Source organism: Roseivirga sp. BDSF3-8, assembly GCF_041449215.1.
Taxonomy (GTDB): Bacteria; Bacteroidota; Bacteroidia; order Cytophagales; family Cyclobacteriaceae; genus JBGNFV01.
The window spans coordinates 2,630,888-2,652,015 of the sequence record NZ_JBGNFV010000001.1; the positions used below are offsets into that span (position 1 = coordinate 2,630,888).

At 49.5% G+C, this 21,128-nt stretch carries 15 protein-coding genes and 1 pseudogene; 11 read left to right on the forward strand and 5 right to left on the reverse strand.

The features are described from left to right. Window positions 1–10 precede the first annotated feature (10 nt). Together AB9P05_RS10925 and AB9P05_RS10930 are read right to left on the reverse strand one after the other, a co-directional pair. On the reverse strand, window positions 11–3,028 hold the full coding sequence (locus AB9P05_RS10925) for a SusC/RagA family TonB-linked outer membrane protein (protein ID WP_371908864.1): 3,018 nt from the start codon (window positions 3,026–3,028) through the stop codon (window positions 11–13). A 254-nt stretch (window positions 3,029–3,282) separates the two neighbouring features. Beyond that, window positions 3,283–5,151: a 7TM diverse intracellular signaling domain-containing protein gene (locus AB9P05_RS10930; RefSeq protein ID WP_371908865.1), complete on the reverse strand. Its 1,869-nt coding sequence runs from the start codon at window positions 5,149–5,151 to the stop codon at window positions 3,283–3,285. A gap of 2,111 nt (window positions 5,152–7,262) precedes the next feature. On the opposite strand from AB9P05_RS10930, the gene AB9P05_RS10935 reads away from it, so the two are divergent. Further along, window positions 7,263–7,781, forward strand: coding sequence for a hypothetical protein (locus AB9P05_RS10935; protein ID WP_371908866.1), 519 nt, complete (start codon window positions 7,263–7,265; stop codon window positions 7,779–7,781). 910 nt (window positions 7,782–8,691) lie between these two features. Here the strand turns inward: AB9P05_RS10935 and AB9P05_RS10940 are convergent. Then, window positions 8,692–8,862 (reverse strand): pinensin family lanthipeptide, encoded by a 171-nt coding sequence (locus AB9P05_RS10940; protein ID WP_371908867.1) that lies wholly within the window; start codon window positions 8,860–8,862, stop codon window positions 8,692–8,694. A gap of 361 nt (window positions 8,863–9,223) precedes the next feature. Here AB9P05_RS10940 and AB9P05_RS10945 point away from each other — a divergent pair, with 361 nt between their 5' ends. The 4 genes from AB9P05_RS10945 to AB9P05_RS10960 all read left to right on the forward strand — a co-directional run bounded on the left by AB9P05_RS10945 (window position 9,224) and on the right by AB9P05_RS10960 (window position 13,417). Continuing rightward, window positions 9,224–10,357, forward strand: coding sequence for a P1 family peptidase (locus tag AB9P05_RS10945; protein ID WP_371908868.1), 1,134 nt, complete (start codon window positions 9,224–9,226; stop codon window positions 10,355–10,357). A 417-nt stretch (window positions 10,358–10,774) separates the two neighbouring features. Next, the gene (locus AB9P05_RS10950) at window positions 10,775–12,649 is read left to right on the forward strand and encodes a hypothetical protein (RefSeq protein WP_371908869.1); all 1,875 of its coding nucleotides are present in this window, start codon (window positions 10,775–10,777) and stop codon (window positions 12,647–12,649) included. 112 nt (window positions 12,650–12,761) lie between these two features. Then, a complete protein-coding gene (locus AB9P05_RS10955; protein ID WP_371908870.1) occupies window positions 12,762–12,884 on the forward strand; it encodes a hypothetical protein in 123 nt (40 codons plus the stop codon). Window positions 12,885–12,931: 47 nt separating this feature from the next. After that, window positions 12,932–13,417: a hypothetical protein gene (locus AB9P05_RS10960; RefSeq protein ID WP_371908871.1), complete on the forward strand. Its 486-nt coding sequence runs from the start codon at window positions 12,932–12,934 to the stop codon at window positions 13,415–13,417. Window positions 13,418–13,668: 251 nt separating this feature from the next. Here the strand turns inward: AB9P05_RS10960 and AB9P05_RS10965 are convergent. Further along, window positions 13,669–13,950: pseudogene (locus AB9P05_RS10965) on the reverse strand (pentapeptide repeat-containing protein); the annotation flags it as partial. Continuing rightward, the gene (locus AB9P05_RS10970) at window positions 13,842–14,162 is read right to left on the reverse strand and encodes a pentapeptide repeat-containing protein (RefSeq protein WP_371908872.1); all 321 of its coding nucleotides are present in this window, start codon (window positions 14,160–14,162) and stop codon (window positions 13,842–13,844) included. The pseudogene AB9P05_RS10965 and the gene AB9P05_RS10970, both read right to left, overlap by 109 nt. Before the next feature lie 62 nt (window positions 14,163–14,224). Here AB9P05_RS10970 and AB9P05_RS10975 point away from each other — a divergent pair, with 62 nt between their 5' ends. The 6 genes from AB9P05_RS10975 (at window position 14,225) to AB9P05_RS11000 (ending at window position 21,105) form a co-directional block, all read left to right on the forward strand. After that, entirely contained in the window at window positions 14,225–15,364 is a 1,140-nt protein-coding gene (locus tag AB9P05_RS10975) for a toxin-antitoxin system YwqK family antitoxin (protein WP_371908873.1), read from the forward strand. Between the two features lie 249 nt (window positions 15,365–15,613). Beyond that, complete coding sequence (locus AB9P05_RS10980; protein ID WP_371908874.1) at window positions 15,614–16,795, forward strand: hypothetical protein; 1,182 nt, start codon at window positions 15,614–15,616, stop codon at window positions 16,793–16,795. A gap of 138 nt (window positions 16,796–16,933) precedes the next feature. After that, the gene (locus AB9P05_RS10985; protein ID WP_371908875.1) at window positions 16,934–18,133 is read left to right on the forward strand and encodes a hypothetical protein; all 1,200 of its coding nucleotides are present in this window, start codon (window positions 16,934–16,936) and stop codon (window positions 18,131–18,133) included. Window positions 18,134–18,427: 294 nt separating this feature from the next. Beyond that, entirely contained in the window at window positions 18,428–19,219 is a 792-nt protein-coding gene (locus AB9P05_RS10990) for a class I SAM-dependent methyltransferase (RefSeq protein ID WP_371908876.1), read from the forward strand. A gap of 33 nt (window positions 19,220–19,252) precedes the next feature. After that, window positions 19,253–19,759, forward strand: coding sequence for a hypothetical protein (locus AB9P05_RS10995; protein ID WP_371908877.1), 507 nt, complete (start codon window positions 19,253–19,255; stop codon window positions 19,757–19,759). A gap of 284 nt (window positions 19,760–20,043) precedes the next feature. Further along, window positions 20,044–21,105 (forward strand): NAD(P)-dependent alcohol dehydrogenase, encoded by a 1,062-nt coding sequence (locus tag AB9P05_RS11000; protein WP_371908878.1) that lies wholly within the window; start codon window positions 20,044–20,046, stop codon window positions 21,103–21,105. Window positions 21,106–21,128 lie beyond the last annotated feature (23 nt).

Genomic DNA, 21,128 nt, shown 5'->3' on the forward strand with positions numbered 1-21,128 from the left:
TGTTTATTCTTTAGAATGAGACATCAAGGCCTACGGTGTAGACGCGTGAGATGGGGTAGACGCCTCTGTCTATATTGACATCAAAAACGTTGGAACTGTTGGGATTGATTTCGGGCGTGTAGCCGGAATAATCGGTAATGGTAAGCAGGTTAGTGCCGTTCACATATACTCTGAGCTTCTCCATTCCCCAGCGCTCGCTGAGTGTCTGTGGGAAGGTGTAACCGATCTGCAGGTTACGCAGGCGGGTAAAGTCACCGTCTTCGAGGAAGCGGTCGGACACGTTGTAGTTGATACCGCCGTTGGTGACGCGTGGCTCGGTATTGCTGGTGCCGGGACCGGTCCACCTGTCGAGGTAGGAGGTTTCAAAGTTGTAGGTATTGAACCGCTGGGTCTTTTTGGCATTGTATATCTGGTACCCGTAGCTACCGTTCCAGAGCATGCTGAGGTCTACTCCTTTGTAGGCAAAATTAAGGTTAAGGCCTAAGGTGAGGGTAGGGAATGAGTTGCCTATGTTGGTGCGGTCGTCTCCGTTGATCTCGCCGTCGCCGGTTATGTCCTCAAAGATGAGGTCACCGGGTACGGTACCGGGGAGGCTGGGGGTGTTATTGATCTGTTCTTCTGACTGGAACACGCCAATGGTGCGGTAGCCGTAGAAGTGTGCAATGGGTTCGCCTACGACGGTGCGGGTAGCGAGCTTACCACCTTCTCCTGTAGGGCCGCCGAAGATGACATCAAGCCCCTGGCCGAGTTCGTTGACTTCATTATCTACTACGGAGGCGATGGCCTGTACGCCGTAGGTGAAGTCACTGACTTCGTCCTGCCAGGCAAGGGAGAAATCCCAGCCGTTGTTGGTGACTGAAGCGGAGTTGATGGTGGGATCTGAATCGAAACCGAGGAAGTCTGGCTGTGGAAGTACGGCAAGGATGTCGTTCGTTTGCTTGCGGTAGTAGTCAGCTTCGAAGGTGAGGCGATTCTGTAGTATACCGAGTTCAATTCCTATATCAAGTTGCTCGGTTTCTTCCCATCGCAGATTGCTGTTGGCAGCGGCTACGGGGGTAGCGCCGAATACTACGGTCTCATCTACTCCGAATACGGCATTGAGGTTGCCTTGTACGAGGGGTACGAACTGGTAGTTTCCAATACGTTCGTTACCGGTGATACCGTAGCTGGCTCTTAGCTTGAGGTCATTGATAAGGGCTACATTGGCCATAAAGGGCTCTTCGCTGATTCTCCAGCCTACCCCTACGGCGGGGAAGTTACCGTAGCGGTTATCATCGCCAAAGCGGCTGGAGCCGTCCCGGCGGAAGCTGGCGGTAAGGAGGTATTTCCCTTTGTATGCGTAGTTTACCCTGGCGAGGTATGATTCGAGTTGGTTCTCCCCGGCCTCGTTGTCACCGGCACTACCTAGTGCAAAGGTGGTGGCATCGCCAGCGGATAGGTACCAGAAGTTCTTGCCTTCACCAGGTAGCCCTGATATACTGGCGTTAAACTCTTCGATGTAAATGTCCTGGACGGTATAGCCGACTACTGCGGAGAGGCTGTGATCGCCGAACTCTTTGTTGTAGCGCAGGGTGTTTTCCCAGAGGATGTCGCGGTCGTTAGTACCGGATACGGTGAGGCGATCCTGCTGTGCCTGCTGTATGGGGGATACAAAGAACTCTGGGGTGTAGCTCTTACGTTCGCGTCTGCCCAGGTTTACACCAAAGTTGGTACGGAAGGTAAGGTCTTTAAGAATGTCTACATCGAGGTAGATGTTACCAACTGAGCGCAGGGCAAAGTTGTCGTTGCGGTCGTAGAACTGTGCGGCAATGGGGTTGCCTACGGGATCCAGGGGCGCAAATCCGTCTTCGTCAAATGGCTCGAAGATGGGATAGGCCCGGTAGGCGTTGACGACGAGGTTGGGGCTGGTGTTGCTGTTATTGTATATAAAGGCAAGGTTGTGGCCCAGTGTAACGGGGTCGGCGAGCTTGTACTCGTTATTTATCCTGAGTGTGTAGCGCTCAAAGTCACTGCCAATGATGATGCCTTCCTGCCTGAAGTAGTTAAGGGCTACATTGTAGTTGATCTTTTCGGATCCGCCGAAGAGGTTTACCTGGTAGTCCTGGATGGCGGCATTACGGAATACTTCGTCCTGCCAGTTGGTGCCTTCTCCGAAAGATGAAGGGTTGGGATAGAGGGGGGTGCCGCCTTCGTTTACGGCAAGTTCGTTGGCGAGTTCGGCAAACTGACTGGCATTTACGAGGTCTATCTCGTCTATTACACGCTGTACGCCGTAGCTGGCACTGAAATTTACCTTGGTGGGCTGGTCATATGCGCCCTGGTTGGTGCTCACGATGACTACTCCGTTGGCGCCCCGGGTACCGTAAATGGCGGTAGCGGAGGCATCTTTCAGTACTTCTATGGACTTGATGTCGTTAGGGTTGAGGAAGTCGATATTGTCTACGATCATTCCATCCACGACAAATATAGGGTTGGAATTATTAAGGGTACCGACACCGCGAATCCTGATGGCTGCTGAGGCGCCTGGCTCTCCGGAGGTGGGTGTGACGGTGACACCGGCTACCTGGCCCTGCAGGGCCTGTGCCACTGAGGATGTGGGTATTCGGCTTATTCGCTCGCCATCTACGGAGTTGATAGCCCCGGTAACATCGCGCTTTCGCTGTTCACCATAACCGACCACGACTATCTCCTGCAGGGTCTCTACAGAAGGGTATAGCTGTACGTTCATGGTAGACCTTCCGTTGATATCGACGGTCTCCTGCGTATAGCCAACAAATGAATAGACGAGGGTGGTGGCATCTGCGGATACCTGTAGTGAGTAGTTACCGTCCACGTCTGTGGTAGTACCGCGGTTGGTGCCTGCCACGTATACGTTCACACCCGGCAGCGCTTCACCGGTCTCGTCGGTCACCTTACCCCTGATGAGTGAGGTGTCCTGTGCGCTAAGCGGGATTGCGATAGTCGTAAAAAGCAGCAATAGAAGGAGCGATGCACCTGTCGCCCGTAGTTGCCCGTAGATTTCTCTCATAAAAATGGTGTTATGTTGTGTAACCTGTTGGCATTGTACGGTTTCGCCTAATGATCCCCAATTTTTTTCGTAAAAATCAATTGAAAAACAGGGTTTTCACTACCTAAAAACAGGTGGTGCTGTTGCGCCTTAAAAACACCATTTTGTGCGCCTATGCGTATATTTCAACACAGAAAACGTTTGCGTATCACGCTTTGGTAACAAGTGACCGGATGGAGACAAAAATATGGTCTGAAGGGTATGTAAGGTATGGTTTATAGATGACCGGAAAAGAGGTTGTAGATAAGGAGTGTGGAGTCATCTTTATTACCAGAGGCGTATAATTTTTCTATCTTTTTGCGGAAGCGCCACACGGTATTTCGCCGCAGGTCGAGTACTTCGGATAGCTCATCGAGGGTGTAATCGGTCTGCCGGTTATTGGTGACATAGAGGATGTAGAATGCCTTCTCAATAGGGAAGCGGATACCGTGGAAAACGGTGTTGCTGGTGACGGACTCGACGTAGCCGCAGCGGGTGCAGCGGCGTGAGAACTTGGCGGTGCCGTCGGTGTAGTTGTCATGGTTGCACTTGATGCAGTAGAATCCTTTCTCCCACTTCATTTTTTCGAGAAAGCGGTAGCAGCTTAGCTGGTCGGGAAAGATGTTGCGAAACTGCTCGGGGGTGAGGTTCTTGTTTATGAACCTGTCCTGCAGTATCTGCTTCATATTGTTCTTGAGCTTCCAGTTATCGAGGTCGAGCAGGCTGTTTATCCGGCCGATCTCACGGGTTTGCTCAAATAGCTTCTGGTTTAGCTCTTCGAGCTCGAGGTTTTTGGCTTGGAGCTCGCGGGTGCGCTGCTTCACGTTTTTTTCGAGCTCACGGTTTACTTCGTCTTTCAGCTCCGCATTTACTTCCTGCTGGCGGATGATGCGGCGCAGGGCGCGGTCGCGGTTGCTCTTAAGGATACGCACGCGGTCGCTGAGGGCAAAGGTGAGGAAGAGCATTTCGAGCAAAAAGGAGACGTGCAGGCTGTAGTAACTGAGGATGCTAAAGGGGATGATGGAAAGGTATACGAGGCCTTTTACCAAAAAACCGAGAAAGAGGAAGCCGTATGCAACGACGAAGAAGCGGGCGGGCTTGTAGCCTCGGATAAGGACGGCGATACTGGCGAGGAAGATGAGGGAGAGGGGGATGATCTCCAGGTATTGGTAGTCGAACAGGCGGTTATCGACCATGATGCCGGTAAGGAAATATAAGCACCTGGCGCCCAGCACGACAAGCAGGGCTTTGTGCAGCCAGGGGGCACGCACGCTGGTGTTGAGGAACTTCATGGAGAAAAGGAGAATCCAGAAGATAACGGCGAAGAGGGCGGTGCCGTAGGCTATCTGGTTCCACTGGGGGCTTCCGGGCCAGAGGTACTGGTAGGCGATGCCGTCGACGCACATGGCGTATATGCCTACGCTAAGGATGTAAAAGGTGTAGTAGAGGTACTTGATCTCCTTAATGGCGGAGTAGATGAGTAGGTTGTAAAGGGTGATGATGACGATCATCCCGTAAAAGATGCCGTAGAGGAAGTACTCATTGAGTGCGTAGTGGACAAAACGTGGCAGGGTACGCAGGGCGACGCGAATGTCGGCGTAGCTGTGGGACTTTACTTTAAAGTAGAAGGTGTGCACGCCCTGCAGATCGGGGGGCAGGAGTACCTCAAAGTTTTTGTGTAGAAAGAGCTTCTCGTGAAAGGGGAGTGCGTCGCCCATTCTTATGGTTTGGTAGGTGCCGTCTTCACGAGGGGAGTAGAAGGTGATCTCGTCGATGGTCTGATCGTAGAACTCGAGTAGCTGGCCGCTCTGGCCTTTTTCGGGCAGGCGAATATCGAGCTTTACCCAATAGGTTGAGGGTGCATTGTAGTCGGGTGGCCGGAAGCGGGGGTTTACGCTGAAGAGTTCGGGGTGCCGGGTGACGTGGCGGAAGGTGAGGGTGTCGGCGGTGTCTTCTACATAGGCCATGCGGCTGAAGGGGATGATCATTTCTTCCTGTCCGGGTCTTAAATAGAATGGGGCGGGGGTGGCTGCGGTAGCGACCTCTGCCATGAGGCAGGTAAGCGAGATGATGAGGGAAAGGATATGTAGGGGCTTTGCTGTCACGTTAAAAAGCGGATTCCGGCATAAGGTAATCAATTTTAGGTATTTCGGTTTTGTGGGTGGGGGCCTGGTGAAAAAACGCTGCCAAATGACCCCGCCAAAAAAAAGGGAGTGGCGCCTTTTTTTGTCTCCCCGGCATGCCGGCCCAGCGGAATGCCGCCCAGCGGACTGCCGGATCACCGGAAGCCGGCCCAGCGAGAGTCAGACCACCTCATGAGAAAACGCTGGAAGGTTTTTTCATGTGTCCCCGAAAGTCGGACCTCGAAAGTCGGACCTCGAAAGTCGGACCTCGAAAGTCGGACCTCGAAAGTCGGACCACGAAAGTCGGACCACGAAAGTCGGACCTCGAAAGTCGAACCTCTCCCTGGGGGAGCATAGCCGTCAAGCTAGCATGGCACAATAGCATATTACCCTGGTGGGAGCTGGGCTGGCAGGCGACTGGGGTGGATTCCCTTTCCGTCCGCGAATCAATTTTTGAGGGAAGGTAACTACATCTCTTCGATATGCTTCCTGCAGTACTTATGCTTACCACGGCGGCCACCTTTCCCTAAGAGCCTTGTATTTCATTCGGCTTCTCTTGGGGAAAGGAATTTTGCGGAAGAGAGGGCACATACTCTATCACCCGATAGTCGGATCTCGAAAGTCGAACCTCGAAAGTCGAACCCCGATAGTCGAACCCCGAAAGTCGGACCTCCGGAATGCCGGGCCACTCCTATTACCAAAGGAGGGGAATTGGTGCTTAGCTTGACGGCTATGCTCTGTAGGGTGAGATGAAGTGGCTGTGCCACGATTAGAAAAATGCAATATCTTTGTATGGTATATGCTGAGTAGGCCTGCCCCCTAGCGAGGATGGACTCAAGCTATACTCATAGCGAAGGAGTAGCGAAGCAGAACCGTCGTAGAAGCGAAGGAGAAGAGAGATGGATAGGGTGAAAGGTAGGTGTAAAATAGGCTGGAGGCCAAATACCCGATGTGGTAAAAGTACAAAAAATAAGAAAATGTAAAAGTGTCTGATTGGCGGGGGTAATGGCTATTTTTGGCATATGGATGGTGCGTTATGGAAGCATAGCCGTCAAGTTAAAAGTAGTAGTACACTGAAATGATTACTCGCTTGCTATTTGCTGCAAGGCCCAGCGAAATACCGGACAAGGAGAGTTGGGCCTCCGAAAGCCGGCCCAGCGGAATGCCGCCCAGCGGAATGCCGCCCAGCGGAATGCCGCCCAGCGAGAGTCGGACCCCGAAAGTCGGACCACCGGAAGCCGGACCAGCGAGAGTCGGACCACCGAGAGTCGGACCCCGAAAGTCGGACCTCTCCGTGGGGGCGCATAGCCGTCAAGCTAAGCGTTGATCCAATGTAAATTACCCTCCTGGGAGCCGGGGTCGGGACCGACTCGGCCCTCAAATGGCCATTTAGAACTCAAATAAAGATTCCGGAGCTGGGGTCTTTCAGACCGAGTACGCAGGCGACTGGGTTAGACTGTAGGTACAAGCTGAAATAATGGATTATTGCTCCAGCTTTATTCCCACCCCGGCGTGAGCTATTGCCATTCCAAAATAAATTTCTGCGCCTGCCCGACGTGTGCGTCCCCAGTCCCAAAGGGGAATAACTTCTTATTAATTGATTTACAGTAATTTGTGTGCTTAACTTGACGGCTATACTGGGGGCGGGGAATTATTCGCGCCTATTGCTGCAGTGTGTCACATTTTTAAAAACCAATGATTCATAATCAGCAAAACAGGACCCACCCTGGCATGGATTTTTGAGTTTTATAGTAACGTTTCTGCGCCTGCCCTTCCGGTGGAGGGGAATGACATAGCTGCCTGAATGATAGGATTTTGCATTCTTAACTTGATGGCTATGGCCGGGGGGAGGGGAATTAGGGCGTTACGTGGTTTTGGGGGGCTCGGGAAGGTGGGAATATTTGTCCTGAGAGAAAAGGGTTTGGTGCTGGTGTGCGCTGCAGTCTGCATGGTTAGTCCAATGTACCGGACTGGTGAGTAAGTCACGATAAGCGGTCTGAGCTAGTAGGCTTTATGGAGTTTTTTGTTTGGAGCCAAAATGGTATGGCTTTATAAAGGCAGGGCCTTACTTTTGCATTGAAACCTGAATTGTCATGGGAATAATTATCGGCGTGATCGTCATTCTTCTGCCTATTATTTTAATAGCAGCAGGGTATTATAAGGACTACAAGCGGAATCCGGCGTATTTCAAAAGTGGTATCAAGGTAATACTGATACTCATGGGGCTTTTTGTGATTTCCAGCCTGGCATATAAAATTATGGATAACACGGGTTCTCTAAGGAAGCCTGGGCCAGAATATAATTCGTGGCGAGCAGAGAAAGGAATTCCCCTAATAGAAGGGGGGTGGGGAAAAAGGGTGCTTCGGGAAGATTCGCACATAAAATATTTTGCTCCCGAGGGTGAGGAAGGGGTCGGGCACTATGCTAAAGAGATTATCCTGACTGGCTTTGGGGAGGAAAGGGAAGTGGATTACTTTGGCCGGGACTCTTTGGGAAATGAATACCGAAGCATTTATACCTATGATGAGGATAGGCTGGAATTTATCATAGGCGACTCTGTATATAGCCGCGAGGTCTTTTATAAGGTAGTGAATCGAACTGAGAGCCGGTAGGGTGATTTGGGGTGTGGATGGGACTCTGTTCTGAATAGGAACGGCTGCTAAAGGACCCTGCCAAAAAAAGGGAGTGGCACCTTTTTTGTCTCCCCGGAATGCCGGCGCAGCGGTGTGCCGCCCAACCTAATGAGAAAACGCTGGAACGTTTTTTCATCTGTTCCCGAAAGTCGGACCTCTCCCAGAGGGAGGGGAATGAGGTTGGGTGGGAAACACTCCGTTTTGGCTGTAGAGCTAAGAATTGTTGTGATGTTAATACCATTCTGAGGGCTTAGGCAGCGTGCTTATGGTCCTGAGGATTGCTTTGGCTTTATTAGGCTACAAATGCGACGTCCTGATGGGAATGGGGTTGGGATTTTCCTTTACTGACTGCTATAAAGATTCTGCAAGACCCACCGAGAGTCGGGCCTCCGGAAGCCGGGCCCCGAAAGTCGGCCCTCTCCCTGGGGGCGCATAGCCGTCAAGCTAAGCGTTGATCCAATGTAAATTACCCTCCTGGGAGCCGGGGTCGGGACCGACTCGGCCTCAAATGGCCATTTAGAACTCAAATAAAGATTCCGGAGCTGGGGTCTTTCAGACCGAGTACGCAGGCGACTGGGTTAGACTGTAGGTATAAGCTGAAATAATGGATTATTGCTCCAGCTTTAGACCCACCCCGGCGTGAGCTATTGCCATTCCAAAGTAAATTTCTGCGCCTGCCCCTCCGGTGGAGGGGAATGAGGTTGGGTGGGAAACACTCCATTTTGGCTGTAGAGGTAAGAATTGCTGTGATGTTAATTGACTTCCGGGGGCTAAGGTTGCGTGCCTATGGCACTGAACCCGCAAAATGAGGTGAAACGGCAGCCGATGCATACGAAAAAAGGCTGACCCGGATGGATCAGCCTTATATATGTTAGCTTGTTATTGCTGTTTAGCCTTCGACTACTACGCAACTGTATATGCAGCCACCTTTGGGGCCATATAATTCGGTAGGACCCCCTACTGTTTCGGATACAGGTGCGGCACCACCTTTCAGGTGCTTAGCTTCGGTTACAAAACTGTCTACTTTGATCTGGTCTAGGTTTAATTTTTCTTTCTTCATTATATTGTTTTTAGTGATTAAAAAAAATGCGTTTTGTGGTAGTAAATGCCTTATGGAATGTATTCTTTCAACAAGTCATTATATTATAAGAATAGGTATAGCGCCTAATTGTTTGATTTTATTTGACTTCCATGTCATTTGGAAAGTCCAAAAGTCAGCGGGGGCTTTGATGACCGACTTAGGCGCCACCCTGCCTCTGAACTCAGCCGTTCCCAAAATTCCCTGCCTGATCCAGGCTGGGGACCGGTTTAGCGCCAGCTAAACCAGAGATGGTTACGGGTCCGCGATTTACCCTACTTGAAATTGTTTAGTACATTAGGGCGGAAAAAACTTAACGGAAGCGCTTACTACGCTTAGCCTTATGAAAAAACTGAACGTGTTACTATCCCTGCTGATCTTTATGACGACCCTGGCCCACGCCCAAACTGAGAAGAAACGTGTACGAGACTATGGTATCGAGATAGGCGTGCTGCGCACGGGCGAGCACAATGCGATCACGGATGTGCCCGGCGTGACGGTAGGGCACACTACGCTGGTGGAAGGGGATAGCATCCGTACGGGTGTGACGGCCATACTGCCTCACCAGGGGAATATCTTTCAGCAAAAGGTCCCTGCTGCTATATTTATCGGTAATGGCTTCGGCAAGCTGGCGGGCTACAGCCAGGTGAAGGAGTTGGGTAATATCGAAACGCCGATTGTACTGACTAATACGCTGAGCGTGGCAGCGGCTACGGAAGGCCTGATAAGCTACACGCTGCAGATGGAAGGTAACGAGGAGGTGCGCTCGGTAAATTCGGTAGTGGGCGAAACGAATGATGGCTACCTGAATGACATCCGAGGGCGGCACGTAAAGCCGGAGCAGGTGGTGGAGACGATCGAAAAAGCGAAAAGCGGCCCGGTGCAGGAGGGCAATGTGGGGGCGGGCACGGGTACGAGTGCTTTTGGCTACAAAGGTGGTATCGGTACGGCGAGCCGCGTTCTGCCTGCAAAGGAGGGCGGCTACACGGTGGGGGTACTGGTGCAGAGCAACTTTGGCGGGGTGCTGGAGATAGCGGGTGTGCCGGTGGCGAAAGAGTTTAAGAATTACCCTTATTATAATAGCTACGAGGCGGACGGCTCGTGTATGATTGTGGTGCTGACGGATGCGCCGCTGGATGCGCGTAACCTGGAGCGCCTGGCGGAGCGTGCGCTGCTGGGCCTGGGAAAAACGGGTGGTATTGCCTCTAATGGCAGCGGGGATTATGTGATCGCGGTGTCCACCGCGGAAGAGAACCGGGTGCCTTATGATGAGTCTATCGCCGTGCGCGATACGAAAACGCTGAACAACGAGCATATGACGCCGCTCTTCCTCGCCACCATCGAAGCCACGGAAGAGGCTATACTGAACAGTATGTTTGCTGCTGAAGAGATGACGGGCCGTGATGGCCATACGCTGAAGGCGCTACCGGTGGAAAAGGTGATGGAGTTGATGAGGAAGTATGGGAGGGTGAAGTGAATATGCTCCCCGTACGGCTCCTTCGCGGACGGAAGGGGCAACAGCCGAGCTGATTACCAACTGTATCACAACCGTTACAGTTTGCACCTGCCTTGCGGCAGCACCCGCCCTGACACTGTTTTTAGTGCGTTTCCCTACTTCCTGCGTCGCCCGTCGTTTGCGACCCCAGCCCAGGCGGGGATTTACATTGTGCCTGATCTTAACAAGTATTATCGCAGATCAATCCGGAAAGCGAAGCCACTATATCCACGTATGTAAATGTCCCCTCTAAAAATTATAGTAGGCTGAGTATCAGAGGGTGAGTTTTTGGAGTAAAAAAATCCGATGTAGGGCTGTATTTAAAGCCATCGCTTCCGCTTATCTTTCGTAGCCGGTGAACCACTCAGCTTAATGCTGGTATGCTGCCGAGGATAAACTATGAAAAGAGCTATTCAAATTTTGGTGCTGATTGTTCTAGGAACATGTTCAGGATGTAAACCTTTAGTTAAGGTTGTTAACAAATATTTTCCGCCTTTAACCACACGTGATCAACAGCTTACGTCGATTAGGCAAAATCTCCTTTCCGCAAATACTATAACACCACAGGTGGGGGTGTATATCAGCCGGGAAACTCTGGATACTTACTTACCGGGTGAGGTGAAAAAAGCGGCTGAGGCGTTTTCAGATAGCACGGTAAGTATTATCTCCTTTGAACCTGAATTGAGCTTGGGAAGCCAATCCATTATAACGAAAGCTAAATTCGCGATTAAACTAAATGAGTATAATGCTGTGTTGAAGGGTGATTTGCTGGGTGTAACATCGGTTTCAACCTCAAATGATTCTTTATATCTCAGAAGTGCCTTCCAAACGCTGGATATTTCAGCTATTGATTTTACTGAGAAGCCAAACTTAAAAAACAGGGCACTTTCAAAATTAATAAAGCCAGTCGTTTCTAATTTTTTAAATAACCTGAACGGCGTACTGCTGAATAAGCCTTCATCCATTCACCTGGGATGGAAGGAACCTTTGCAAATGGACCCTAAAGAGCTATTTAAAAGTCCTTCAACTGAAGTACTGTCAGAGGTAGCGGTTATTGACCGAAAGCTGAAAAGCAGCTCGATTCTGATCGATGATAGCGGTATTTGGCTGCTAATAGAAATAGAGAAGCCGGGGGCTGCTCAGGAGGAGGTGGCTGTGATGTCTGCTTCCTCAGAAGCAAATGTGAGATCGGCTTTTAAATCGTTTAAGGAGAAATTTGAGGAGAAATGGCTTAGCTCATTTGATAAAATTGAGCCGTCCCAAAAAATGGTTGTCAATATTAAGAAAAGTGAAATTGCCAGCATTTTAAATGAATCACTTGCTCAGGTGATTACGATCAGGAGTAAAATCAACTCTGACAAACAGCCCTTCAGTGCAAAGGTAGAAGTAGAAAATAGTAAGGTAGACTGCCAGAAAGTTCGTAAACCGTTTCACTATGACCGGTATGAGAGGGAGAGGTGTAATTGGAGCTGCCGGGTTAATACACCTTTAGGGTCATTTGATGATCCGGTATGTTTAGCCAGCCGGGCTGCGTGCAATACGAAAGAGGAGGCAAGGGTGGCAGCGGATAATATAAGGTATGAAGCTGAAAAGGCTGCTCATAATGTGCTACAGGAGTCAGAAGTGGCTGCTTGTAATGTCTGGCGGGAAGCAACCAACTTTGCGGCTTTGGGTAAATTTAGTGGCTATACTGAGGGTAATGGTGGTGCTACCATTGAATTTAATAAATTCATTTTCTCCGATGACCTGACGGCAATTGATCTGATGTATTCAGGTAATATTGAATACAAACTGAAATCTGAAATTAATATTCAGCCCATGGATTTGGGGTATATATTTTTATGCCAGGTTGAGTATAGCAAAACTACGAATAGCGTAATTAATGTGGGCGTGCCAACTCAACAATCAAGATTGTCGGTTTTGGCTGAATCAGAGGGGGAGAATTTATTGATCAAGACACATTTATCTCCTATTAAATATAGTGCCACTATCAGCTCCAGTCCATTGCACGAGATGTATAAGGACCCGGCTTTCCTGGGGGGATGTAGCTTCTTTTCCGGTATTATAGGGCCATCTATTGCGGCAGGATCACTATCGGGGGTGATTAAGTTGAAGCCGGAGGAAGAGTTAATACTTTTCGGTAAAGCTAAGGGGGAATATAAAATGGAGGAAATGAACCTGAGAATAGATCCTATCCCTTTTAAGATAAACGGTAGCGAAAATAAGTCTGTAGTGAAATGGACGTCCAAAAACATCCAGTTTACAGCCGGGTGATGAATCCATGGCGGTGTGTGACACGCCGTACGTGACACGCCGTACGCTACATGAAAACGCTGAATAACGGGCCCATGACGCCGCCCTTGCTCGCACCATCGAAGCGACAGAAGTGGCGCTACTGAACAGTATGTTTGCCGCTGAAACCATGAGGGGCCGCGACGGCAACACGGTGAAGGCGCTACCGGTGGAAGAGGTGATGGGGTTAATGAAGAAGTATAACAGGGTGAGGTAGCAGAATAGACTTTTTTACAGGAATTTTGAATCAAAAACCCTTAGAGGATGAAAATTATATGTACACTTCTGGTGATTATCTTTGGGTTAATACAAACCTTTCCTTCTGAAAAGTCTGAAAATCATATTCTCGTAAGCGGGACTAATGTGTTTATGATTCCACCACCTTCTTTTGAATCATCTGATGAACCTAAGGGCTTCAGAAACGCAGAAAGTGGGTCATTTATAATGGTGGAAAAATCTCCTGAATCCTCAGCGTCAGAGATGTTAAAGAGCCTTTCCGAAATGTCGGGACACCCTTCTTTTAAAATAAATTCCCGAACAGATATACATGTTTCAGGCTTTAAGGGATTTTTCTTTGATATAGAACAATATGGGGCTGGTATATGGATTTCGAATCAAATGCTTGTGGTCGAAAATGATGAGGCATTCACCCTGATAAATGGGGTTTGTCCAATAGACTCCGTACAGTTAAAAGAGAAGATAAAAGAAAGTATATATTCTACTTATATGGATTCAGAAATCGATTGGTAGGTTTAGATATATTTAATTGGTAAAGAAGCATCTAGCCTTGATTATTTGTATTCATGTAATGTAATTACCATTACACTGAGGTCTCTACCAGTATGGCCATTATAGTGTACGGAAGGAATGGTTAGTAAAATGAGCTGGTGAAGGGGGTGTTCTTATGCTTTGGCCGGATATACTAGTGATCTGGCCTCGGTTTATACGGCCAGCTGGGTACGGGAAGTTGCGTGCCTATGGCACTCAGGATTGCTTTGGCTTTATTGGGCTACAAAGCCGACGTCCCGCTGGGACTGGCCTATTTTGAGGATCAGGCGATAAGGGCGTTGAAGGCTCCTTTCCGGCAAAAGGAACCTCTGGGTCGTGGATGGATAATGAGGTTTAAAAAAAAATAGCCGGGTGGACCAATCTGAGCGGCCCGCCGATAGTCGGCTCACTGACAGTCGGGCCTCCGAAAGTCGGACCTCCGAAAGTCGGGCCTCCGAAAGTCGGACCTCCGAAAGTCGGGCCTCCGAAAGTCGGACCTCCGAAAGTCGGACCTCCGAAAGTCGGGCCTCCGAAAGTCGGACCTCCTTGGTAAGAAGTACGCTTTCGCGTTTTCTAACCTGTCCCCTTGCCTGATAAGAGGGGAATCGGTGCTTAGCTTGACGGCTATGTACCTCGAATGGGGATGTAGCCTGTAGTCTATTGTGAGGAGTGACCTTAGATGAAGTAATAGGGTTTGATAGGGTAGGCGTGTGGGGCAGCCCTGCAAATTTAGAAAAAGTATGTATTTTGACGGTTCAAAAGCCTGTTTGAATCTGAACCTGGTCCGGCATGCGTATACTATTGAGTCTTTTCTTCATCCTTACTGTTGATTTTACCCTGGCCCAGGTGGTGCCGGTGACCTTATATTATACAAATGACCGGCTGATCACTATGCCGGGCAATCATGCTATTGTGCGCTATAGCGCTGTAGATACGGTGGCTGGTCACTTCAGCGGCAGCTTTAAGGATGAATATCCGGATGGCCGTAAAATAATCGAGGGGGCGTATAAAAATGGTGAGTTAAACGGGGCTCTGACGGCGTATTATCCTAATGGTGTGCCCTATGCAAACGGGAGGTACCTGAATGGCCGAAAGTATGGGATTTGGCGCTATTACTTTACTGACGGGAAGCCAATGGAGGTGGTGGAGTTTGATAGTAGCGGACTGTTCGTGATCTGGACAGCCTTTGATGCTGATGGCAGACAAACGGTGACAAAGGGAACGGGCAAGTGGACTAAATTAATGGAGACTAATCCGAGGCCGGATTATATTTTAAAAACTGAATTTAAAAATGGGAAGCGTGAAGGGAGGTGGGTGTTCAAATCTAAGTATGGCCACTCGTATCACGTAGAAAAATATAAAGAGGGTGAGCTCAAAAACACGAATGACCGGTATGTGAAAAAGACTAAGGATAGTCTCTTTTCGACGATAGATGACCGGCTGTTTGCGTTTGGTCCGCTTCAGAAAGCGGGCAAATTTGCTGTCACGATGTATGCGGCGCGCCACTACCCTGCTCTGGAGTCTGTGCTTAAAGAAGCCACAAATGAAGGCTCTGCCCCGTCGTACGCTTTCCCTGACTCTCTGCTGATCACGCTGGATCTTCACGCGTATGTGAACGGCCGGCTTAATGGCCTGACGGATAATCCAAATGCGGAATACGAGGGGGTGATGAAGGTAGGTGTAAACAGATCTATGGATATGATACCGGAGCCTGAGTACTCACGGGGATCCGTCCCTTCTGTCGAAAAAGGCCTGGCTGAGGTGATCCGTAATGCGCCGCCACTGGTGCGCAGTGACTATAACTTCCGTCCTGGGCTGGAATTTTTCCTATACTACCGGTATGAAAAGGGAAAATCTCCATATGCGTTTATCTTTTTCAGCAGGGAAGAACTGGAGGCTTACGTGGCGCGGGTCTCGAAAGAGGGCTAAGCGGAAGTAATACAGGGCGGTTTACAGCTACTCTGTGGCAAGAGGTGTATGCCTGGCATTTGAAAGGCTCAATGGCTCGTTTCCCCCCCCTCCATAAGATGTGTTTTTCTGCTTGACAGATAAGGAGTGTAAATCCTTAATTAACAGAGTATTAAGCGGTAATTAGGTTTAAAAGCCAACCCGCTCCCGGGCTTTGCTTTTCGGAAAATTGACAGTTCAGCCCTAATTTTAAGGCTGAACTAAATCAACATGAAGCATACTCTACTCCTATTCTCCTTCCTGATACTATGTACAGGCTATGCCTTTGGGCAGATCGCATTCGAGCCGGGCTACATTATAGATAATAATGGTAGCCGTACGGAGGTATTGATAAAAAACCTGGAGTGGAAGAATAATCCGACGGCCCTTACATATAAGACTTCAGCCAGGGGAGAGGAGCAGGAGGCTACTATAGATGATATTACTGAGTTTGGGGTAGGGGAAAATACGGTGTATCGGCGGTATGATGTGGAGATAGACCGGTCGAGCTCGGTGCTGAGTAACCTGAGTGATAGCCGGGCGGCTGAATTTACGGAAGAGCGTCTGCTGCTGCATGTGCTGGTGGGTGATGGTGAGGCTACCTTGTACGGGTATGAGCGTGGTGGACTTGAGCGCTTCTTCTATCAGGTAGGTAACAGTGTGGTAAAGCAACTGATTTATAAGCCGTTTAAGACTTCGGACGGGAGGGTTTCCTATAATAACCGCTTCCGGCAGCAGCTACTGCTGGATATGGCTTGTGATAATATCTCTGCGGACAGGGTGAAGGAGCTGAGGTATAATGAAGGGCCACTAACGAGGCTTTTTGTTACCTATAATACCTGTAAAGACCCGGGCTATAGTAATACATACGCTACGAAAAAAAGACGGCTATTACACCTATGGGTGCGCCCTGCGATACATAACAGCGGCTTGTCAATAACGTCGGGCCGGCTGCCTGATACAGATTTTGACCGGGAAACGGCTATTGGCGCGGGCTTACTGGTAGAGTATGTACTTCCTTTTAATAAGGCTAAATGGCGTGTAGTGGTGGAACCTGCTTACCATACTTATTCTACGAAAAAGGAGGTCTCTGAGGAAGTGGTGGGGGTAGACTATAAGGTGATAGATATGTCTGTAGGGGTGAGGCATTACTTTTTCCTGACGGATGAGCAGAAGGTATTTGCCAATGCTGTGGTGGGTAGTGCCCTGGACCTGGGCTCAGCGATAGAGACATCAGGCGCTGACGTGGAAATGAAAACGGGGGCTTATGTGGCTCTGGGAGGCGGTTTTAGCCATGGTAGATTCAGTGGGGAGCTACGGTATGCCTTTAGCCACAATGTGCTGACAAATTATGTCTACTGGAACTCTGATTATAATACCTTATCGCTTATTCTGGGGTACCGTCTTTTTTAAATAGATATGAATTATACAGAGCAGGTTTATAAACTGTAACTTTACCTGCTTTATTACATCCTGCTGAATGTCAGCCTCTACAATCTTAGATTTACGGGGAAATCATTAAGCACATACATTTAATTTTATTTAATGAACATGAAAAAAATTAACCTGCTGGCAACATGCTTCATGTTGTTGTTTTCCCCTTCTGTATTTGGACAGATTACCTTTGAACCGGGTTATTTAATAACGGAAGAGGGTACCCGTAAGGAGGTGCTGATTCGTAATGCGGACTGGAAGGATAACCCTGACCGGTTTACCTACCGGGAGACTGAAAACGGTGAAACGCAAACGGCCACACTGCAGGAGGTAAAGGAGTTTGGCATCGGGGAGTCGGAGGTATTCCGCCGCTTTACGGTAGATGTGGACATGAGTAGTGACGAGGTGGAGAAGATGTCTAAGTCTATGAACCCGGAGTATGAGAGGGTGACTACGTTCTTACGGCTACTGGTGGAAGGACAGGCCTCACTCTATCAGTATGAAAGTGGCAATACGCGCCGCTTCTTCATGCAACAGGGGGACACTCCTGAGCAGCTTATATTCAAGAGCTACCTTACGTCTAATAATGATGTGGCAAAGAATTATGGCTACAAGCAGCAGTTGCTTAATAAACTGAATTGCTCATCTGTAAGCCAGCGTTCGGTAGGTAGCCTTGGCTATGGCCGTAAGTCGCTGACTAAGTTTTTTGTAAACTATAATGAGTGTGTTAATGCACCGGTAACGAACTACCTGGCGAAGCGTGAAAAGCGTGATGTATTTAACCTGTACCTGCGTCCGGGGGTGAATTTATACCAGGCGAATATGGAAAGTGCGGTGTATGACGTGATTCCGCCAGTGGATTTTGAGAATGAGGTCAATGCGCGCTTGGGTGTGGAGGCTGAATTTGTACTGCCTTATAATAAAGGTAAATGGGCGATACTGGTGGAGGTGGCTTCCCAGTCTTACTCATCAGAAACGTCTAATTCGAGAAATGAGCGTATTACGGTTGACTACCGCTCGTTTGAAGTGCCTCTGGGGCTCCGCCATTACTTTTTCATTAATGAGAAGGCCCGCGTGTTTGTTAATGCGCAGTATGTGATAGACTTTGTGAATAGTGAGTCTATAGTAGAGTTTAGTAACTCTCCGGATATGAAGGTGTCGACGGCGACTAACTTTGCCTTTGGTGCGGGATTTAACTACGGCCGGTTTAATGTGGAGGGTAGATACTCTACAAGCCGTGGCCTGGTGACAGATTACCTTTCATGGAGCTCTTCGTATGAGGGGGTGTCTGTGATAGTGGGTTTCAGAGTATTTTAGCCAATGAATGGATAAAGAGAAAGGGACTGTCTCAAAAGTATCGAGGCCTCTTTTTCTGCCAAACAATATTTTGAAAACAACCTCCAAAATTCTGCATAGCGAAGTCGAACGCGACCCGGTACCAACTTCGCGGAAATGGCAACCAGGGGGTGCAACCCCGTGGTAGTTACTGTATTTTAGCCAATAAATGGATAAAGAGAAAAGCCCGCTATACGGCGGGCTTTTTTTATGGGCCATAGGGAGGGGTATCTTATATTTACGGTGAGATATTGAACCTGCTTATTGTCATACAACATGGAAAATAATTATCTGGACATCAACCGTGCTTCATGGAATAACCGGCTGGATGCTCACCTTTCTTCTGATTTTTATGACGTGGCGGGCTTCCTGAAGGGTAAGACTTCGCTGAATGAGATAGAGCTGGGGCTGTTGGGGGATGTGTCGGGTAAACGCATCCTGCACCTGCAGTGCCACTTCGGACAGGATACGCTCTCGCTGGGCCGCATGGGAGCTGACGTAACGGGGGTGGACTTGTCTGATAAGGCGATAGATAAGGCGCGTGCGCTGTCGGAGCAGACGGGGGTGGCTGCGGAGTTTATCTGCTGTGATGTTTATGACCTGCCTGCGTACCTGGATAAGGCATTTGATATCGTGTTCACAAGCTATGGTACGATAGGCTGGCTTCCTGATATGGAGAAATGGGCCGGGGTGGTGGCACATTTTCTGAAGCCGGGCGGGCGTTTTGTGTTTGTGGAGTTTCATCCTGTGGTGTGGATGTTTGACGATGATTTTGAGAAGGTGGGCTACCCGTACTTTAACAGGGGGGCGATAGTGGAGGCAGAGGAAGGTACGTATGCAGACCGTGAGGCGGCTATTAATCAAAGCTATGTGATGTGGAACCATGGAATGGGGGAGGTGGTAAGCAGCCTGACGGGTAAGGGTATCAGGATCCATTCACTGACAGAATATGATTACTCGCCTTATAATTGCTTTCGCCATACGGTAGCGTTCAGCCCCGGTAAGTACCGAATCCGGCACATGGGGGACAAACTGCCGATGGTATATGCTATAGTGGGGGAGAGGTGAATGGATAGGATACTACTAATGGGATATGCTGGTGTGAGGTTAGTCTGTACCTTGCTGAGTTTGTTCTTTGCTACTACCGGGGGGTATGCACAATCCGGAGTAGATGAGCTTAAAGAGCTGATAAAAGAAGTTGACAGTGACACGACGCTGTCTGTTACTGTACTGGATGCTGTGGAGGTTTATGACGTGGCTTTAGACGGGGGTGGGGCGATTACTATATATCATGAAAATGGTGTGATAAGGAAAGTGGTCCGTAGCCTGGGGGTGTCGTATGGCCGGATAGTGCTGACGATGTACCCGCAGGATGGAGCGCCTGGTGTAGCGGTGGAAACGGAAGAAAACTACGTATGGGATGAAGGGGACTCCGGATGGGACTATAGCGAACTGGCCCTGATGTACAGGAAGGTGAGTTTTATCCCTAATGATACCAGGCCCTATGTGGAGGAATGGGGGGAGCGGAGGTTGAGCACACCTTTGGCATTAAATGATTATACGAGGTTGCTTGACCTGGCGGGGAGGTATATCTCAGGGAAGGAATAGGGTTGGGCTCAGTGACTGTGCTATTGTTCAACATTCCGGTCTGCAGGTAAAATCCAACATGCCTAATAAAACAGACAGAAAAAAAGTTATGGGTTAAGGCTCTGCCGTAGCGATTATGTTTTGAACCCTAACTTGCGGGTCAGGCTCTTAAGGAAATCCCGGGGGCGATACCCAAACCTCAATTCCTACAACCTTTTTCGCTTCATTCAGTATAAAATAATTCAATCTGCCTGCCACGTGTGAAGAAAGCCATAGTTTTTTTGAACTGGAACCAAGACTGATCAATGAGTAAAACGAATGTAAGGGCGTATGGTACGGAAGCTGCCGATGCGCCACTGGATGCGATGACGATAGCCCGCCGGGAACCTACAAGCCGGGATGTGGAGATAGCTATACAATACTGTGGGGTGTGCCACTCTGACCTGCACACGGCCCGCAATGACTGGGGCGGTACAAAATACCCTGCAGTGCCGGGCCACGAGATAGTGGGTAAGGTGACAGGCCTGGGCGATGATGTAAGGGATCTGAAGGTGGGGGACACGGTGGCAGTGGGCTGCATGGTGGACTCATGCGGGGAATGCGAGAATTGTAAGAATGACCTGGAGCAGTACTGTGTACGGGGCTTTACGGGTACGTATAACGGAAAGGATAAGCACCTTGGGGGCCATACCTTTGGCGGCTACTCTGAGAAGGTGGTGGAGGACCGCCACTTTGTACTGAAGGTGCCTGAGAACCTGGACCTGGCGGGTACGGCTCCCTTGCTCTGCGCGGGGATAACGACATGGTCACCGCTGCGCCACTGGAAGGTGGGTAAGGGGAGCAAGGTGGCTGTGGTGGGCCTGGGTGGCCTGGGCCATATGGCGATAAAACTGGCGGCGGCGCTGGGTGCTGAGGTGTCGCTTTTCTCCCGCTCACCGGGCAAAAAGCAGGACGCTCACGACCTGGGGGCACACGATGTGATCATCTCTACTAATGAGGAGGAGATGAAGGGGGCGAAGAGCACCTTTGATGTGATTATAGACACGGTGCCGTATGAGCATGACCTGACACCGTATGTGAATACGCTGAATGTGAATGGGACGCTGGTGCTGGTGGGCTACCTGGGTAATATGGATGAGATGCTGAACTCTGTGCCGATGATCATGGGGCGCCGCTCGGTGGCGGGGTCTGTGATAGGCGGAATAGCGGAAACGCAGGAGCTGCTGGACTTTTGCGGAGAGCATAACATAACCTCGGAGATAGAGGTGATAGACATGAAGGAGATAAATGATGCGTATGAGCGTATGCTTAAAAGTGACGTACGCTACCGGTTTGTGATAGATATGGCGTCTTTTAAAGATAACTGAACAGGGCGGGGAGAAGTAAATAC

Excerpts from the sequence above, each read along its gene's own strand:
- AB9P05_RS10990 (WP_371908876.1), top strand. The coding sequence starts at position 18,428 with ATGGAAAATAATTATCTGGACATCAACCGTGCTTCATGGAATAACCGG.
- AB9P05_RS10980 (WP_371908874.1), top strand. The coding sequence starts at position 15,614 with ATGAAGCATACTCTACTCCTATTCTCCTTCCTGATACTATGTACAGGC.
- AB9P05_RS11000 (WP_371908878.1), top strand. The coding sequence starts at position 20,044 with ATGAGTAAAACGAATGTAAGGGCGTATGGTACGGAAGCTGCCGATGCG.
- AB9P05_RS10925 (WP_371908864.1), bottom strand. The coding sequence starts at position 3,028 with ATGAGAGAAATCTACGGGCAACTACGGGCGACAGGTGCATCGCTCCTT.
- AB9P05_RS10960 (WP_371908871.1), top strand. The coding sequence starts at position 12,932 with ATGAAAATTATATGTACACTTCTGGTGATTATCTTTGGGTTAATACAA.
- AB9P05_RS10950 (WP_371908869.1), top strand. The coding sequence starts at position 10,775 with ATGAAAAGAGCTATTCAAATTTTGGTGCTGATTGTTCTAGGAACATGT.
- AB9P05_RS10940 (WP_371908867.1), bottom strand. The coding sequence starts at position 8,862 with ATGAAGAAAGAAAAATTAAACCTAGACCAGATCAAAGTAGACAGTTTT.
- AB9P05_RS10945 (WP_371908868.1), top strand. The coding sequence starts at position 9,224 with ATGAAAAAACTGAACGTGTTACTATCCCTGCTGATCTTTATGACGACC.
- AB9P05_RS10935 (WP_371908866.1), top strand. The coding sequence starts at position 7,263 with ATGGGAATAATTATCGGCGTGATCGTCATTCTTCTGCCTATTATTTTA.
- AB9P05_RS10975 (WP_371908873.1), top strand. The coding sequence starts at position 14,225 with ATGCGTATACTATTGAGTCTTTTCTTCATCCTTACTGTTGATTTTACC.
- AB9P05_RS10985 (WP_371908875.1), top strand. The coding sequence starts at position 16,934 with ATGAAAAAAATTAACCTGCTGGCAACATGCTTCATGTTGTTGTTTTCC.